The sequence below is a fragment of the Cereibacter sediminicola genome, from assembly GCF_007668225.1.
Lineage (GTDB): Bacteria > Pseudomonadota > Alphaproteobacteria > Rhodobacterales > Rhodobacteraceae > Cereibacter_A > Cereibacter_A azotoformans.
This window is the reverse complement of record NZ_VDEK01000017.1, coordinates 1-15,308: the sequence shown is the minus strand read 5'-3', so window position 1 is coordinate 15,308 and position 15,308 is coordinate 1. Positions and strand designations below refer to the sequence as shown.

The 15,308-nt window shown below is 67.2% G+C and carries 14 protein-coding genes and 2 pseudogenes; 7 read left to right on the top strand and 9 right to left on the bottom strand.

All coding sequences use genetic code 11. The annotated features are described in order from the left end of the window. The first annotated feature begins 184 nt into the window (after positions 1 to 184). Positions 185 to 2,563, top strand: coding sequence for a mechanosensitive ion channel domain-containing protein (locus FG154_RS12325; RefSeq protein ID WP_145108187.1), 2,379 nt, complete (start codon positions 185 to 187; stop codon positions 2,561 to 2,563). A 15-nt stretch (positions 2,564 to 2,578) separates the two neighbouring features. Here the strand turns inward: FG154_RS12325 and FG154_RS12320 are convergent, their stop codons facing one another. The 9 genes and pseudogenes from FG154_RS12320 to FG154_RS12280 form a co-directional block, all read right to left on the bottom strand. Then, positions 2,579 to 3,649 (bottom strand): FUSC family protein, encoded by a 1,071-nt coding sequence (locus tag FG154_RS12320; protein ID WP_145108185.1) that lies wholly within the window; start codon positions 3,647 to 3,649, stop codon positions 2,579 to 2,581. Between the two features lie 83 nt (positions 3,650 to 3,732). Continuing rightward, positions 3,733 to 4,401 (bottom strand): cytochrome c3 family protein, encoded by a 669-nt coding sequence (locus FG154_RS12315; RefSeq protein WP_101342110.1) that lies wholly within the window; start codon positions 4,399 to 4,401, stop codon positions 3,733 to 3,735. 1 nt (position 4,402) lies between these two features. Then, a complete protein-coding gene (locus FG154_RS12310) occupies positions 4,403 to 4,819 on the bottom strand; it encodes a nitrate reductase cytochrome c-type subunit (protein WP_145108183.1) in 417 nt (138 codons plus the stop codon). Between the two features lie 65 nt (positions 4,820 to 4,884). Continuing rightward, positions 4,885 to 7,380: a periplasmic nitrate reductase subunit alpha gene (gene napA, locus FG154_RS12305; RefSeq protein ID WP_145108181.1), complete on the bottom strand. Its 2,496-nt coding sequence runs from the start codon at positions 7,378 to 7,380 to the stop codon at positions 4,885 to 4,887. Beyond that, positions 7,377 to 7,643, bottom strand: a complete 267-nt coding sequence (locus FG154_RS12300) for a chaperone NapD (RefSeq protein WP_011911097.1) — start codon at positions 7,641 to 7,643, stop codon at positions 7,377 to 7,379. Before FG154_RS12300 ends, napA begins: the two co-directional genes overlap by 4 nt. Continuing rightward, on the bottom strand, positions 7,636 to 8,118 hold the full coding sequence (gene napF / locus FG154_RS12295; RefSeq protein WP_145108178.1) for a ferredoxin-type protein NapF: 483 nt from the start codon (positions 8,116 to 8,118) through the stop codon (positions 7,636 to 7,638). The genes FG154_RS12300 and napF overlap by 8 nt, the downstream gene beginning before the upstream one ends. A gap of 7 nt (positions 8,119 to 8,125) precedes the next feature. Further along, the gene (gene napE, locus FG154_RS12290; RefSeq protein WP_011911099.1) at positions 8,126 to 8,308 is read right to left on the bottom strand and encodes a periplasmic nitrate reductase, NapE protein; all 183 of its coding nucleotides are present in this window, start codon (positions 8,306 to 8,308) and stop codon (positions 8,126 to 8,128) included. 8 nt (positions 8,309 to 8,316) lie between these two features. Then, the gene (locus FG154_RS12285; RefSeq protein ID WP_044249652.1) at positions 8,317 to 8,499 is read right to left on the bottom strand and encodes a hypothetical protein; all 183 of its coding nucleotides are present in this window, start codon (positions 8,497 to 8,499) and stop codon (positions 8,317 to 8,319) included. Positions 8,500 to 8,729: 230 nt separating this feature from the next. Next, a pseudogene (locus tag FG154_RS12280) lies at positions 8,730 to 9,568 on the bottom strand (IS5 family transposase); the annotation flags it as partial. Between FG154_RS12280 and FG154_RS12275 the strand changes: the two are divergent. The 6 genes and pseudogenes from FG154_RS12275 to FG154_RS12250 form a co-directional block, all read left to right on the top strand. Beyond that, positions 9,564 to 10,025, top strand: a pseudogene (locus FG154_RS12275) (IS5 family transposase); the annotation flags it as partial. The pseudogenes FG154_RS12280 and FG154_RS12275 overlap by 5 nt on opposite strands. Positions 10,026 to 10,262: 237 nt before the next feature. Continuing rightward, the gene (locus FG154_RS12270; protein WP_186312344.1) at positions 10,263 to 11,195 is read left to right on the top strand and encodes a glycosyltransferase family 2 protein; all 933 of its coding nucleotides are present in this window, start codon (positions 10,263 to 10,265) and stop codon (positions 11,193 to 11,195) included. Further along, on the top strand, positions 11,192 to 11,959 hold the full coding sequence (locus tag FG154_RS12265; protein ID WP_145108174.1) for a hypothetical protein: 768 nt from the start codon (positions 11,192 to 11,194) through the stop codon (positions 11,957 to 11,959). Before FG154_RS12270 ends, FG154_RS12265 begins: the two co-directional genes overlap by 4 nt. After that, on the top strand, positions 11,959 to 13,182 hold the full coding sequence (locus FG154_RS12260) for a glycosyltransferase family 4 protein (protein WP_186312343.1): 1,224 nt from the start codon (positions 11,959 to 11,961) through the stop codon (positions 13,180 to 13,182). Before FG154_RS12265 ends, FG154_RS12260 begins: the two co-directional genes overlap by 1 nt. 30 nt (positions 13,183 to 13,212) lie before the next feature. After that, entirely contained in the window at positions 13,213 to 14,355 is a 1,143-nt protein-coding gene (locus FG154_RS12255; protein WP_145108169.1) for a glycosyltransferase, read from the top strand. After that, positions 14,352 to 15,230: a glycosyltransferase family 2 protein gene (locus tag FG154_RS12250; RefSeq protein ID WP_145108166.1), complete on the top strand. Its 879-nt coding sequence runs from the start codon at positions 14,352 to 14,354 to the stop codon at positions 15,228 to 15,230. The genes FG154_RS12255 and FG154_RS12250 overlap by 4 nt, the downstream gene beginning before the upstream one ends. Positions 15,231 to 15,308 lie beyond the last annotated feature (78 nt).

The following is a 15,308-nucleotide window of genomic DNA, read 5'->3' as shown; positions in this document are numbered from 1 at the left end:
GCCCAGCCCGGCCCTGCCCCGCCGGTTCATGGGGGCGAGGCCCGATCAAGCGGCCCGATCGGGGGCGTCCCGGCCCCCGCTGCATCGGACAAGGGGACGGTTCCTGCACGTTCCGCCCGGACATCCGCATCTTTCTGCCCCCGGGGGGTTGGCAGCGACGCGCGGCGCACTCTTTGAAAGAGCCATGTCCAGAAGATCGACCTGTCTCGCCGCCCCGCTGCTTCTTGCCCTGACACTCCTGCTGGCCGGCCTCGCGCCCGCCCTGGCCCAGATCCCGGGGCTGAACGGTCCGGCGGCCTCCGAGGCCGAGCCATCCGCGCCCGCGGCCGCCCTGCTCGAGCTGCTGCGCGACGATGCCGCCCGGGCCGCGCTGATCGGGGAACTCGAGCGCGCCGCGGCCACCGCGGCGGCGGCGGACCCCGTCGCCCCGCCCTCGGCCGAGATCCTGTCGCTGGGGCGGTCGGCCGCGCTCTTCACCCAGGGCATCGCCGAGGCCGCCGCCCGGAGCGTGCAGGACTTCTGGACCGCCCTGAGGGCCGCGCCGGAACTGTTCGACGATCTGGCGGGCCTCGATCTCGGCCTGCTCGGAGGGGCGGTCACCGAGCTTATGCTGCTGATCCTGTCCACGGCCACCATCTTCCTGATCCTGCGCCGGCTGGCCATTCCCACCTACCGGCGGATGGGCGGGCGGGCCCGGGGGGCGAGCGTCACGGGGCGCGTGCTGCTCTATCTGGGCGCGCTGGCCATCGACATCCTGATCGTGATCGGCGCCTGGGCCATCGGCTATGTGGTGGCCATCGCGGTGCTGGGCAGCGCGGGCCAGATCGGCCTGCGCCAGACGCTCTATCTGAACGCCTTCCTGGTGGTGGAACTGGCGCGCACGGCGATGCGCTTCGTGCTGTCGCCCGCGACGCGCGACCTGCGGATCGTGGCCCTCGGCGACCGGGCCGCGCGCACGCTCTCGGCGGCGATGAGCTTCAGCATCGCGCTTCTGGGCTATGGCCAGCTGCTGATCGTGCCCATCGTCGATGACAGCGCCTCGGTCGGGGCCGGGCGCGGGGTCTCGGCGCTGATCTCGATCCTGGGGGTGCTGTTCCTGGCCTTCCTCGCGGTGCGCCACCGCAGGCCCGTCGCCGACTGGCTGCTGCACGAGACGCAGCCGGTGGCGCCGAGCCGCCTGGAGCCCGAGCCGGCGGTGCCGGCGGCCCCGGCCGTGCAGGAGATCGACCCCGACCTTGCCGCCGACATCGCCACGGGCAGCGCCGAGCCGCCGCCGCCGCCCGCAGCGGAACCTGTCGCCCCCGAGCCGCCGCCCCTCTGGGAGGAGACGGCCCATGTGACGCGCCGCTCGCCCGCGCTGGTGGCGCTGGCCCAGTCCTGGCACTGGTTCGCGCTGGCCTATCTGGCGGTGCTGCTCTTGCTGTCGCTGGTCAGTTCGGGGACCGATGCGATGGGGCCGATCTTCGCCTCGCTGCGCATCGCGGGCGTGCTGATCATCGGTTTCATGCTGTCGGGCGCGCTGGCGCGGGCCATCGCCCGGGGGGTGCGGCTGCCCGGCCCGACGCGCGAGAGGCTGCCGCTGCTCGAGGGGCGGCTGAACCGGTTCGTGCCGCAGGTGCTGCTGGTGCTGCGCCTGCTCATCCTGGCGGGGGTGCTGCTGTTCACGCTCCACACGACCGGGCTCATCGATGTGCGCCTCTGGCTGCAGAGCCCCTTCGGCCGCAGCCTGTTTGCCACCGTCGTGGCGGTCTCGGCCATCCTCACGGCCTCGTTCGCGATCTGGATCGCGCTCACCTCCTGGATCGACTACCGGCTGAACCCCGCCTTCGGCCATGTCGCGACCTCGCGCGAGCAGACGCTGCTGTCGCTGCTGCGCAATGCGGTCACGATCGCGCTGATCGTGGTGACGCTGATGTTCTGCCTGTCCGAGATCGGGCTGAACATCGGCCCGCTGCTGGCGTCGGCCGGGGTGCTGGGCCTTGCGATCGGCTTTGGCGCGCAGAGGCTGGTGCAGGACATCATCACCGGCATCTTCATCCAGTTCGAGAACGCCATCAACGTGGGCGACGTGGTCTCGGTCGCGGGCATCTCGGGCGTGGTCGAGCGGCTGACGGTGCGCTCGGTCAGCCTGCGCGACCTGAACGGGGTCTTCCACATCATCCCCTTCTCGTCGGTGGACATGGTGTCGAACTTCATGCGCGATTTCTCGTTCTTCGTCTGCGACATGGGCGTGGCCTACCGCGAGAATGTGGACGAGGTCCGGGCGGCGATGTTCGACGCCTTCAAGGAGCTGCGCCGGCGCCCCGAACATGCGGCCGTCATCCTGGCCGACCTCGAATGGCTGGGGCTCGATTCCTTCGGCGACAGCGCCATCGTGCTGCGCGCCCGCATCAAGACCCTGCCGGGCAAGCAATGGGGCGTGGGCCGCGCCTACAACGAGATCCTCAAGCGCGTCTTCGACGAGCGGAACATCGAGATCCCCTTCCCGCACCAGACGATCTATTTCGGCGAGGCCAAGGACGGCCGGACCCAGTCGCTGCGCGTGGCCCGGACCGAGGGATAGGCGGGCCGCGGCGCCTCAGGCCCCCTCGCGGCCCGCCCCGTCGCGGCCCACCCGGGGGCCCACGGTGCCGCCCAGCTGCAGCAGCGACCGGCCGATCTCGTCCAGCGCAAAGCCGAGCGCATGGAGCCACCGGCCCTCCGGCCCCTGGGCCTCGTCGAGCAGCGCATCCGTCTCGCGCCGCGCCTCCTCGATCCGCCGGATCAGGGCCCGGTCGTCGGTGGGCTGCGGCCGGCCCACATCCATCGCCTCGCGCACGCCCTGAAGGTAGGGGCCGACCTCGGCGCGCATCCGCTCGAGCGCGGGGCGCAGCCGCCCGAGGCGCTCCCGGCCGGGGTCGCTCACCTCGCGCCGGACCACCCGGTCGAGGATCACCAGCGCGTGCCACAGGCTCTCGACCGCCGAGGCGACCTCGTGCAGCCCCGATCCGCCCGGCAGGCGCGGGGCAAAGCGGGTTTCGGCGATGCGGGAATGCACCGTCTCCAAATCGCTCAGGAAGCGCGCATGCAGCGCCTGACGCTCGTCCGTGCCGGGCTCGGTGACGCCGCGCTCGATCAGCTCGAAGAGCCGGGCGCAGTCGTCCACCGCATTGCGCAGCGCCGCGCGGGCGCGCTGGCGGCCGAACACGGGCCAGACCAGAAAGCTCGCCGCGGCCCCCATCAGGGTGCCCACGAGGATCGCGGCGGCCTGCTCCAGCATGTCGATCGCCTCGGGATGGGGGTCGGCCGCCACGACCGCTGCCAGGATCGCGGCGTAGCTGAGCTGCGGCCTCAGCGCGACGATGGCATTGGTCACCACCGCCGCCACCAGCAGGGGAAGCAGCACGCTCTGGCCCGGAAGGCCGGCGGCGGCAAAGCCCACGGCGGTGCCGATCCCCACCCCCACCACCCGGCCGAGCGCGTTGCGCAGCGAGGCGTCGGCGCTGGTGTCGATGGTCAGGAGCGCGGCGATCATCGCCCAGGACAGGTGCGGCGACTGGCCGAAGGACAGGGCGGCCCAGGTCGCCGCGACCGCCCCCACGGTCTGGAGCGACACGCGCAGGACCTGGCGGCCATTGCCGCGAAGCAGGGGAAGGGAGAAGGGTCGCATGGGCGGATCCGGCTGCTGGATCCGAGGGAAACGTCCCCGGCGGGCGCGTGATCCCGCGCCGCGCCCGAAATCCGCGGGGGGCGCTACTCCGCCAGATGCTGCCGCAGGCCCTCGAGGTCGGGCGCCAGGGCCGCGCGCAGCTCGGCCGGCGGCAGCCAGCCCGGATCGATGCCGCGCATGTCGGGCAATTCATGCGCGATGCCCTTGTGGCAGTCGATGCAGGTGTAGCCCTCGGTCTGGATCAGATATTGCGTGTGGATCATCCCAGCCCGGTCGGTCTGGCGGGCGAAATCCATCGCCACCTCGGAATGGCAGTTGCGGCATTCGAGCGAGTCATTGGCCTTCAGCCGCGCCCATTCGTGCTCGGCCAGCCGGAGCCGCTGGTCGAGGAACTTGCGCCGGGTGTCGATCGTGCCGAAGAGATGGCCCCAGACCTCCTTCGAGGCCTGCATCTTGCGCGCGATCTTGTCGGTCCATTCGTGCGGAACGTGGCAGTCCGGGCAGCCCGCGCGCACGCCCGAGCGGTTGGTGTAATGGACGGTCTGCGTCAGCTCCTCGAAGACATTGGCCTGCATCTCGTGGCACGAGGTGCAGAAGGCCTCGGTGTTGGTGGCCTCGAGCGCGGTGTTGAACCCGCCCCAGAACAGCACGCCGCCGACAAAGCCGCCCAGCGTCAAGAACCCCACGCTGAGAAAGCTCGAGGGGGAGGTGGCGATCGCCCAGAAGCGGCGGAGAAATCCCGGAAGGCGCATGTCACCGGGCCCCGCCGCTGGCCGGCATCATCGTCAGCATGTCGCGGAACCGGTTCGTCACCAGCGGCTGGGCGTTGGTCTGCGGCACATGGCAGGCGGTGCAGAAGTAGCGGCGCGGCGAGACATCGGCCAGCATCTGGCCCTCGCGGTCCTGGAAATGGGTGATCGAGATCATCGGCGCGGCGACAAGGCCGGAATACTGCCGCCGGTGGCATTCGAGGCAGCGGTTGGCATTGACCGAGAGCTGGTAGCCCTCGATCGAATGCGGGATCACCGGCGGCTGCTCGGGGTAGTTCCGCCCCACGCGGCGGTCGTCGATGATGGTCTCGGGCAGGGGCGGGGCCGCCACCTCGGCCATCGGCCGCTCGGCGCCGGTCAGGCGCGGCGCATCCTGCAGCTGCGGCGGCGGGGCCCTCATGGGCTGGACCTCCTGCGCCCATGCCGCGGGCACGAAAAGCGCAAGGGCGATGAGGGCGCCGACGGTCAGACGGCTTCGATCTTCACGGCGCATTTCTTGAAATCCGTCTGTCTGGAGATGGGATCGTTGGCGTCGAGGGTCACCTTGTTGATCAGCTGGCTGGCGTCGAACCAGGGCACGAAGACCACGCCGCGCGGCATCCGGTTGCGGCCGCGGGTCTCGAGCCGGGTGCGGATCTCGCCCCGGCGCGAGATCACCCGCACCTCGGACCCGCGGTTGAGGCCACGCGCGCGCGCATCCTCGGGGTGCATGTAGCAGAGCGCGCCCGGAAAGGCCTTGTAGAGTTCCGGCACCCGCAGCGTCATCGAGCCCGAGTGCCAATGTTCCAGCACCCGCCCCGTCACCAGCCAGAAGCCGAACTCCTCGTCCGGGCTTTCGGCCGGCGGCTCGTAGGGAACGGCCAGGATCACCGCCCGCCCGTCGGGCTTGCCGTAGAAGCTGACCCCCTCGCCGGGTTTCACGTAAGGGTCATGCCCCTCGCGGTAGCGCCAGAGCGTTTCCTGCCCGTCCACCACCGGCCAGCGCAGGCCGCGGTTCTCGTGATAGCTGTCGAAGGGCGCCAGATCGTGGCCGTGGCCGCGGCCGAACTCGGCATATTCCTCGAAGAGGCCCTTCTGCGGATAGAAGCCGAACAGCGCCGCCTCGTGGTTGGCATAGTCCGGGTCCACCTCCGAGGCGGGGAAGCGGTCCACCGTGCCATTGGCAAAGAGCACCTCGAAGAGGGTCTTGCCGCGGTAGTCGGGGGCGGCGGTCAGGATCTCTTCGGGCCAGACCTCGTCGGTGGTGAAGCGTTTCGAGAATTCCATCAGCTGCCACAGATCCGAGCGCGCCTCGCCCGGCGCCTCGACCAGCTGGTGCCAGAAATGGGTGCGCCGCTCGGCGTTGCCGTAGGCGCCCTCCTTCTCGACCCACATCGCCGCCGGCAGCACCAGATCGGCCGCGCGCCCCGTCACCGTGGGATAGGCGTCCGAGACGACGATGAAGTTCTGAGGGTTGCGGTAGCCGGGCCAAGTCTCCTGATCGACATTGGGCGCGGCCTGCATGTTGTTGTTGACCTGCACCCAGTAGAAGTTGATCTCGCCGTCCTTCAGCTTGCGGTCCTGATCGACGGCATGGGCGCCCACCCAGTCGGGCAGAAGCCCCTCGGGCAGTTTCCAGATCTCTTCGGCGTGATGGCGGTGCTCGGGGTTCGTCACCACCGTATCGGCGGGCAGGCGGTGGGCGAAGGTGCCCACCTCGCGCGCGGTGCCGCAAGCCGAGGGCTGGCCGGTCAGCGAGAAGGGCGAGTTGCCGGGCTCGGCGATCTTTCCGGTCAGCAGATGCAGGTTGTAGACCATGTGGTTGGCCCAGACGCCGCGGACATGCTGGTTGAAGCCCATGGTCCAGAGCGACATGACCTTGCGGTCGGGATCGGCGTAAAGCTCGGCCAGTTCCTCAAGGAGCGCCGGCTCCACCCCGGAAATCTCGGCGGCCCTTTCCAGCGTATATTCGGACACGAAGGCCGCGAAGGCGTCGAAGTCGGCGGGCGTCATGGCGCCCGCATCGGCCGCCCCCTTGGCCGCCAGCTGAAGCTGATGCTCGGGGCGCAGGCCGTAGCCGATGTCGGTGGCCCCCAGCGCGAAATTCGTGTGCCGGTCCACGAAGTCGCGGTTCACCCGGCCCGTCGAGATGATGTGATGCGCGATGTAGTTCAGGATCGCCAGATCGGTGCCGGGGCGGAAGACGATCGGCGTGTCGGCCAGATCCATGCTGCGATGGGTGAAGGTCGAAAGCACCGCCACGCGCACATGTTCGTGGCTGAGCCTGCGGTCGCTGAGCCGGGTCCAGAGGATCGGATGCATCTCGGCCATGTTCGAGCCCCAGAGCACGAAGGCATCCGCATGTTCGAAATCGTCGTAGCAGCCCATCGGCTCGTCCATGCCGAAGGTGCGCATGAAGGCGGTCGCGGCCGAGGCCATGCAGTGGCGTGCATTGGGGTCGAGGTTGTTCGACCGGAAGCCCGCGCGCATCAGCTTCGAGGCTGCATAGCCCTCCCAGATCGTCCACTGGCCCGAGCCGAACATGCCCACCGCCCGCGGGCCCTTCTCCTTCAGCACCCGCTTGGCCTGCGCGGCCATGACGTCGAAGGCCTCGTCCCAGCTGACGGGGGTGAACTCGCCGTCCTTGTGATAGACGCCGTCGCGCATCCGCAGGAGCGGCGTGGTCAGCCGGTCCTCGCCATACATGATCTTGGACAGGAAATAGCCCTTCACGCAGTTCAGCCCGCGGTTCACCTCGGCCTGCGTGTCGCCGTGGGTGGCCACCACCTGCCCGTCGCGGGTGCCCACCATGACCCCGCAGCCGGTGCCGCAGAAGCGGCAGGGCGCCTTCGACCAGCGGATGCGCAGCGCCTCGGCGCCGCCGGTGACCGGCTGGGCCAGCGCCGCCACGGGCAGGCCGGCGGCCGCCGCGGCCGTGGCGGCCGCCTGTGCCTTGATCAGATCGCGCCGTGTCAGGGTCATGCCGTCTCTCCCAGAGAGTTGAGGGACTCCACCTGCTCGTAGACCATGCAGGCGGAATGGACGCCGTCGAGCAGCGTCAGTTCGGTCAGCGCGGCCCCGGTGGCGCCGCGGCTGGCGGTCTCGATCAGCACGACGAGCCGGCCCTGCTGCGCGATGGCCACCTCGCAGCCCGCAACGCCCGCCACGCGGGCGGCGACAGGGGCCTCGTCGCCCGGCCGCACGCGCAGGATCGCGCTCGAGATGTGCCCTTGAGCCTCAGGCATCGGCCGCCTCCCTTTCCTGCATCCCGACCGCATCCGCCGGGCAGATCGCCACGCAGGCCCCGCAGCCCGTGCAGCGGCTGGCGGCCAGTTCCGGCACCGCCGGCCCGCCGATCCGCGGCCGGAGCCGGATCGCGGCCTCGGGGCAGATGTCGGCGCAGGCCATGCAGGCCACGCCGCCGAGGGTGAGGCAGCCCGCCCCCACGGCGGCAACCTGCGCGAAGGCCGGGCGGGTCAGGTCGAAGACCGGCTCGGGGCAGGCCTCGGCACAGGCGCCGCAGAAGCTGCATTCGCCGCGGCCGAACGCCACCTGCGGCAGGCCCCGCTCCATCAGCAGGATCGCCTCGGGGCAGGCCTCGACGCAGGCCGCGCAGCCGGTGCAGCGCGCCATGTCGGCCTCGCGCGTCCAGGGCGGCCGGATCGGCGCCGGATGCTCCGTCAGTTCGACGGAAAGGAAGCTGCGGCGGTTGAGGGCCATGACCGCCTCAGACCGGGGGGCCGGGCGGGCCGAAGACGATCTGCCACATCCAGATCAGAAAGCCGTAGCCGCCGACGAAGGCGATGGACAGGAACGGCCAGATCACCGCGGCCAGCACGAAGAAGACGAACAGCTCGCCTCTCCTGCCGGTGCGGGTCATCTCGGTGGTGCGGGGGGGATCCTCGGCCATCTCTCGCCTCACATCGGGTTGCGCCGGAGCCAGCGCCGCAGGAGCGTGATGCCAAGCGCGATCAGCCCCGCCATCAGGGCCGCGCCAAGGACATGGTTGCTCATGTAGCCAAGCTCGAAGCTGCCGTAATCCAGCCAGCTCCAGATCATGCCGATCGGGATCCCCACCAGGGCGCCGAGCAGGAAGCTCACGACAAGCGGCGCGCGGCCATGGGGTTCCTTGGATGATCCTGGGTTCCTCATGGAAAAAGGTTACCGCCCATTTCCCCTTTTGGCAACAACCAGAGCGTGAACGGATTTTTCCCGCCTGAATGGCTGTATCGCCCAGAATACGTCAGAGAAGCAGGGCATCGTCCTGACCTGCATCCGGTCTGGCAAGCCACAGCAGAACGCCTATATCGAGTCCGGCCTGAACAACGCGATCAGGCGGCCGCGAGGCTGTGCCGCTGAAACCCTGCCTGCCGGAGCACCGCCAGGACGATGGTTATGACGGCGGCAAGAAGCGCCCTCAGATGGGGGAGGATCTTGCGGATGCTGTGCCCGCAGCCGCAGAGGACCGCAAAGAGCGCGTCGCCGAGGGCGCCTTTGAGGAAGCAGCGCGACAGCCTTCCGTCGCTCTTCATGTGGCCGATCTCGGGCTCGATGCTGCTGCGCCGTCGGAGCGCCTTCGCCAGCGAGGGCGTCATGCCACGGCGGGTGCCGCTGATCAGGACCTGGCTGTGCTCGACCCCGTGGCCCTTGTAGCCACGATCGACGACGGCACGTTTGGGCGGGCGGCCGGTGAGGATGGCAACCTGCTCCAGCGCCTCGCCGAGGGTGTGGCCGTCGTAGGGGTTCCCGGGCAGCGAGCGCGTCCCCACCACGAACCCGCCCTTCAGCGTGGTTGCGATGCTGACCTTGGTGCCGAACGCGTAGCGCACGCGGGCCTTGCCTTTCGAGATGCAGTCGACCTCGGGCTCGTGCAGTGAATAGATCTTGCCCGGGTCCTTCGGCCGCTGGTGCAGCAGCCGGGACACCAGCACGAGCTTGTCGAGCACCCGCTCGCGCAGCGGCCCCTCGGGGATCTCGTCGTGCTGCCGGCGCAGATCGCGCATCACGCGGCCCGTATAGCCTTTCAGCGTTCTCAACGCCTTGCGCATGCGCCGGAACTGCTTCGCGTGGGCGTAGCGGCCGACCTGCGCCGCCAGCCGCGGCGCGAGGCGCGCGTAGCTCTGGCGCAACTCGATCTCACCAGCTGACCCCGCGCCCGCTCATACAGCCGGATACGCGCCGTCGAATTCACCCCCAGTCACCACGGCGACAGCTCGGTCCTGCCCGAGTTGCTGGACCAGATCCCCGACGGCGAGGAAATCGGCATCGTGACCGGCGACGGCGCCTACGACACGCGCCGCTGTCACACGGCCATCGTCGAGCGCAGGGCCGCAGCCGTTATACCGATCCGCAAGAACGGCTGGCCGTGGAAGGAGGACGGCCCCGCTGCCCGGGCCAAGAACGAGACCCGGCGCGCCACCCGACACTACGGCAGGGCATTCTGGAAGCGATGGACTGGCTACCACGCCCGCAGCCGGATCGAGGCGAAGACGCGCTGCCTCAAGGCCTTCGGCGGACGCATCATGCCGTGGGATCCCGACCGCCAGACCGCCGAAATCCATATCCGCGTCGCTCTCACCAACCGCTTCAACGCCCTCGGCACCGCCGAGATCGTCCGCGTCGCATAACGTCAGGGGGGGAAAGGGGGCGCTATGCGTCAAGCTGGCGCTCTGCAACAACGCCGAATCACGCGAACGGCCCGAAATCAATGGGGCTGGAGCCCAGGACCCTGGCCGGATAGCGGTCAGACCGGAGGCTTGCGGTAGACTTTCGCTTTTATCCGGTTTACGCCGTTTCCGACACATCAAGAGCCGCGGGTGGCGGATGATGAACCGCTGACCTAGGCTCGAACTCGAGGGATCTCCTTGCCGGAAAATCTTGATATTCTAATACCCCATTACCGCGATCCTGAGGGGCTTGCGGCTTCTCTTAAATCCATTGCCGAACAGAATTGGCAAGGCGAGATGCGGGTGGTTGTAATTGATGATGGATCGCCCGATGAAGATTATGCGCAAGTCGAGAAAATCTGCTCGGATTTCCGGGATTTTGGTGCCGCGGCGTTGGTGCTGGACCGCAACCCGCAGAACCTCGGCCGCCCGAAGACCCGCAACCGTCTGCTGAGGCATGCTGACGCTCGCTATGTCGCCTGGCTTGATGCCGGTGACATCTGGTATCCGGACAAGCTTGCGATCCAGTTCGAGCACCTTCTGCGGCTGCGCTTCGCCGGAAAGGATGTTGACGCCATCTGGGTCAGCTGTGCCTACGACTGGCATCAGGCAGGACAGGCAAAACCCCGTATGATCCAGCAGAAGACCGATGGAGACCAGATCCAGAGCCTGCTTATCGGAGCCAAGTTGCGAGCTTATCTCTGGACGCTTTTGGGCACGGCCGAGGCTTTTCGCATCGCCGGCCGGTTCGACGAGAATCTGCCGCGCCTGCAAGATCTGGACTACTTCCTGAATTTCGTCCGCGCCGGCGGGCTGATCGACGTTCCGCCGTCGCGGTCGGCACAGTGCTGCTATTTCAAATCCGACATCGGTCGCAATGCGCGCGAGATCCATGCCTGTTACGATCTGATCCTGCGCAAGCACCGTCCGGTGATCCTGCGCTATCCTGCGGCTGTGCGCTCGGAACTCGACTACAAGGTCAAGCGTCTCTCAGCGCGCTTTGCCCGCTCCAATGGCGAATATCTGCGCGCGGCGAGCTATCTCGGCCAGGCTGTAGTCACCAGCCCCGGACATTCGATCCGAGTTCTCAACAATGTCCTGCGCGGCAAGCGGAAGGGAGCCGGTCATTGAGCATTTTAGATGTTCATCTTCTTGTCGGGGATCCGTCTCTTCTGACGCCGGATCTTGTCCATGGACAGGATCTGGCCGCTCTGTTCGAGACAGAACTCCGCTGCGTCCCGGCCTATTGGCTGTCATTGAAATGTGGCCGGTACAGTCACAATTTTCTGGCCGATGACACGGAGGACAATCGAATCGAGGTTTTTGCGCGCAGCCTCGTAACGGATTACGTCAGGGGGCCTCGACCCTTCCTGATTATCCCGGGGTTGATTGACGAGCCTTCGGCCGTTGCACTTACAGACCGCAAAGACTGGGGTACAGTTCTTGTCGCTTTGGCGCATGCGATCCGTGCCTTGGGAGTGGACTGCATCTTCTATCTACATCTGCTGACCATCCCGTTCGCCAGCGAGACCATGACCCGCTTGGAGCGTCTGCGGAACTGGCTCGAAGGTCTTGGGCTCAACGCCCGGATCGCAGAAGATGCCATCGTAAGAGTGGCTTCTGGCATGCAACACTCTGCCAGGCTCGAGCGAAATTATCTCTCGGAGCAGCTTTCAGCAACCGTTGCAAAACGCTGCGAGCATAGCGGTCTTGCCGTGTCAGATATGGATCTGCTGAAAATATTTTCCGGGCAGTGCCTCGAACGATTGGCAAGAACCGGATTGCGACCAGGTGTGCCTCTTGATGACGTCCTTCTGGATCGGCTGGTTGATGCCGTGATTGCTCAGGCGATGGGCTCTGTCCTTCCGGCCTCTGCAGGCCAGAAGAGGAAATGATGAGCCTCTCGCCTTCCTCGCCCGTTCTCGATCCGAAGGCAAAACGCATTGCCTTCGTGATCGAGAAGCTTGCCCAACGCAGTGGCGGTGCAGAACGTGTCCTGATCGAGACCGCCAATGCCCTGAGCCGGCGCGGCCATCATGTCGAGATCATCTCGCACGAATACCGTGGCGTGCCGCCGTTCTATGCGACCGCCCCCGGAGTAATCCTGTCCAATCTGCGCATGCCGCAACAAACACGCTGGAAACAGTTGCTGCACCCCTTCCGCGAAGCGATGCATCGTCTGCCTGACCTGCCGGTCTTCGACCGGGTCGTCTGGCTCAGCCGCAACGGTGCCTTCTGGCGGAGATTACAGTTGCATCTGCGGGCAGTCCGGCCCGATGTGGTAATCGGCTTCATGCCCCCCGCAATCAGTGCTGTTGCGCTTGCCAAGACCGATCACCCGATGCGTCGTGTCGCGTCCATGCACAATGCACCGGAGCAGGATTTCCATAACCCCGCGCGATGGGATCCGAGCCGCCTTGACCGCCGCCGCCGCCTTGCCCTGATGTCGAAGATAGACAAGATCGCCGTGCTGCTGCCGGAATATCGCGATTGGTACCCGGCAAATCTGCAGGACCGTGTCCTTGTGCTGCCCAACGCGGTTACCCCGATCGCGCCTGAGGTGCTCGCTGCCAGCCGTCGAGGTCACACCATCATCTCCGTCGGCCGCCTTGCCACGGTCAAGCGTCATGGCATGCTGATCGACAGCTGGTCGCAACTCGCCGAAAGATTTCCGGACTGGAAATTGAAGATCTTCGGAGAAGGGCCGATCAAGGCCGAACTTGAAGCTCAGATCCGTGCCCGGGGGCTTGAGGGTAAGGTCATCCTGATGGGACACCGCTCTGATATCGCGCAGTACTATCTAACCGCGTCGATCCTGGCTCATCCGGCAGAGTTCGAAGGCTTCCCGCTTGCCGTCACGGAGGCTCTCGCCTCAGGGTTGCCAGTTGTCGGCTTCGAAGATTGCAGCGGGCTGAACCGTCTTGTCCAGGATGGCGTGAGCGGACGTCTCGTCTCGGCCGAGGGCGACAGGGCCGAGAACTTCGCAAAGGCGCTTGGTCAGCTGATGACCGATGCCGAGTTGCGCCTGTCATTGGGGGCCGCCGGGCCAAGCAGTGTTGCGGCCTATGCGCCCGACAAGGTTATCGATATGTGGGAGGAGATGCTGTTTGGCCCCTGAGGTCGAACAGTCTGTTCCGGAACGGATGTCATGACCGATCTTCCTCTGCCTGCAAAAGTCTGCCTGCTGCCGGGCACCATCGGCGGCGGAGGCATCGGAATGGTGATGCTGGCTCTCGCTCAAGCGTTCCGAGATCAGGGTATTGCCGTCGATCTGGTTCTGACGGGTACCCTGCCACCTGAACTGAGCGCTGGACGGATCCTGCCGGAAGGGGCGCGGCTGGTCATGCTGTCGCCTCGGGCGCGCGGCGCGCTGCCGCCTCTCGTGCGCTATCTGCGCAAGGAACGGCCCGATCTGATGATCTCGGCGCGCGACTACATCAATCTTCTGGCGCTGGCGGCGCATCGTCTGGCGCGTCTCGGTCCCGCATGCCGTCTGATCTGGAGCTTTCACACCCACCCCGCCTCGCAGCGGACGGAGATGCGCATGCTCGAGCAGGGTCTTTACGAGATCCTGCGCCGCTTTCTGCGCGCTCCCGATGTGCGGGTCTGTGTCTCGGAGGGAATTGCCGATAACCTGGCGCGGGTTAGCGGCCTGCCGCGCGCAGCCTTTCAAGTGATTGACAATCCGGCCTGGAGCCCGGCGCGCGCGCAAGCCGCAGCCGAGCCTTGCCCCCATCCATGGCTCGCTGCACGTGCGCCAGGCGACAGAGGTCCTGCCGCGCCCGTCATTTTGGGAGTCGGGCGGCTGGTCGCGCAGAAGGATTTTTCCACCCTGATCGCCGCCTTCGCCCAGCTGCGTCAGAGGCGGTCTGGAGCTCGACTGATCCTGTTGGGTGAGGGGCAGGAGCGCATAGCCCTGCAGGCCCAGATCGCCCGGCTGGGGCTGCAACAGGCAATCGACATGCCGGGACATGTCGCTAATCCGCTCTCCTGCCTGTCACGGGCGGACCTGTTCGTCCTGTCCTCTCGCTGGGAGGGGCAGCCCGTCGCCCTGATCGAGGCGCTTGGCTGCGGCTGTCCGGTTGTCTCGACCGATTGCCCGACGGGGCCCGCCGACATTCTGGGAGACAAGCTTGGCCTTCTGGTGCCACCTGGCGATGCCCCTGCGATGGCGGCGGCAATGGAGCAGGCCCTCCAGTACCCCCGCCCCGCGCCTGATAGGGTACAGGCGATCCTTGCCCGCTTTACCCCGGCCCGCGCGGCCGCGGCCTATCTGGCGCTCGCCCGATGACCGATCTTCCGGTGCCCGAGATCAGCGTGATCATTCCGATCTACCGGCAATGGGAGTTTCTGCCAGATCTGATCGCAACCCTTGCCGCACAGGAGTTTCCCCTGCGTAGCCGGGCCGAAGTCCTGTTGATCGACAATGATCCGGCCGACCCCACCCCCCGTCCTGCCCTGCCAGACTGGATCCGGTTGCTGCCCTGCCCGGCTCCCGGATCCTATGCCGCGCGCAATATGGGTGCGGCCATGGCGAGGGGACGCCTTCTGGTCTTCACCGATGCCGATTGCCGCCCGCATCCGGGCTGGCTAAGCGCGCTGTATGCGGCGGCGGAAAACAGGGATCCGGGAGGCCTTCTGGCCGGCCCAGTGACAATGCCAGTGCCAAAAGGCGCTTCGGTCTGGCAAATCTTTGACGCCGTGCGCGGGATTCCGCAGGCGGCCTTCGTCAGCCGCGGCTATGCCGCGACCGCCAATCTTGCAATGTCCCGCACCCTGTTCGAGATACTTGGTGGCTTTGATGCCCGTCGTCTGTCCGGCGGCGATGCCGAATTTTGCCGCCGGGCCGGACGGCAAGGCCACGCCCTGACGCTTGTGCCCGCCGCCACCGTCGATCATCTGGCCCGCGACAACTTCACCGCCCTCGCCCTGAAGGCGCGACGAATCAAGGGGGGGCAAGTCGCCTCAGGTCCGCTACGGCGACGGTTCTTCTGGACTCTGCGCAGCCTTGTGCCGCCGCTGCGCGAAGCCGGGCATTACCTGCGCTCCGACCATGCACTGCGCCACCGGCTTATCGCAATCGGGATTCGCGTCCTGTTATGGGGGGTTGAGTTGCACGAAATCACCCGCCTGCTCCTGACCCGCCGCCCACCCGAGCGGCGATAGACGGCGCATTCTGACGGGCCCGCGTCCGCGCCGATCACGGCACACGCCCGCCGCTCGCTCATCTCGTGGTTCTCCACG

Bases quoted from the DNA above. Each gene is read 5' to 3' on its own strand.
- FG154_RS12300 (WP_011911097.1), bottom strand. From the start codon at position 7,643: ATGCCTGAGGCTCAAGGGCACATCTCGAGCGCGATCCTGCGCGTGCGG.
- FG154_RS12310 (WP_145108183.1), bottom strand. From the start codon at position 4,819: ATGAGGGCCCCGCCGCCGCAGCTGCAGGATGCGCCGCGCCTGACCGGC.
- FG154_RS12260 (WP_186312343.1), top strand. From the start codon at position 11,959: ATGAGCCTCTCGCCTTCCTCGCCCGTTCTCGATCCGAAGGCAAAACGC.
- FG154_RS12255 (WP_145108169.1), top strand. From the start codon at position 13,213: ATGACCGATCTTCCTCTGCCTGCAAAAGTCTGCCTGCTGCCGGGCACC.
- napF (WP_145108178.1), bottom strand. From the start codon at position 8,118: ATGGCCCTCAACCGCCGCAGCTTCCTTTCCGTCGAACTGACGGAGCAT.
- FG154_RS12250 (WP_145108166.1), top strand. From the start codon at position 14,352: ATGACCGATCTTCCGGTGCCCGAGATCAGCGTGATCATTCCGATCTAC.
- FG154_RS12315 (WP_101342110.1), bottom strand. From the start codon at position 4,401: ATGCGCCTTCCGGGATTTCTCCGCCGCTTCTGGGCGATCGCCACCTCC.
- napA (WP_145108181.1), bottom strand. From the start codon at position 7,380: ATGACCCTGACACGGCGCGATCTGATCAAGGCACAGGCGGCCGCCACG.
- FG154_RS12325 (WP_145108187.1), top strand. From the start codon at position 185: ATGTCCAGAAGATCGACCTGTCTCGCCGCCCCGCTGCTTCTTGCCCTG.
- FG154_RS12320 (WP_145108185.1), bottom strand. From the start codon at position 3,649: ATGCGACCCTTCTCCCTTCCCCTGCTTCGCGGCAATGGCCGCCAGGTC.
- napE (WP_011911099.1), bottom strand. From the start codon at position 8,308: ATGGCCGAGGATCCCCCCCGCACCACCGAGATGACCCGCACCGGCAGG.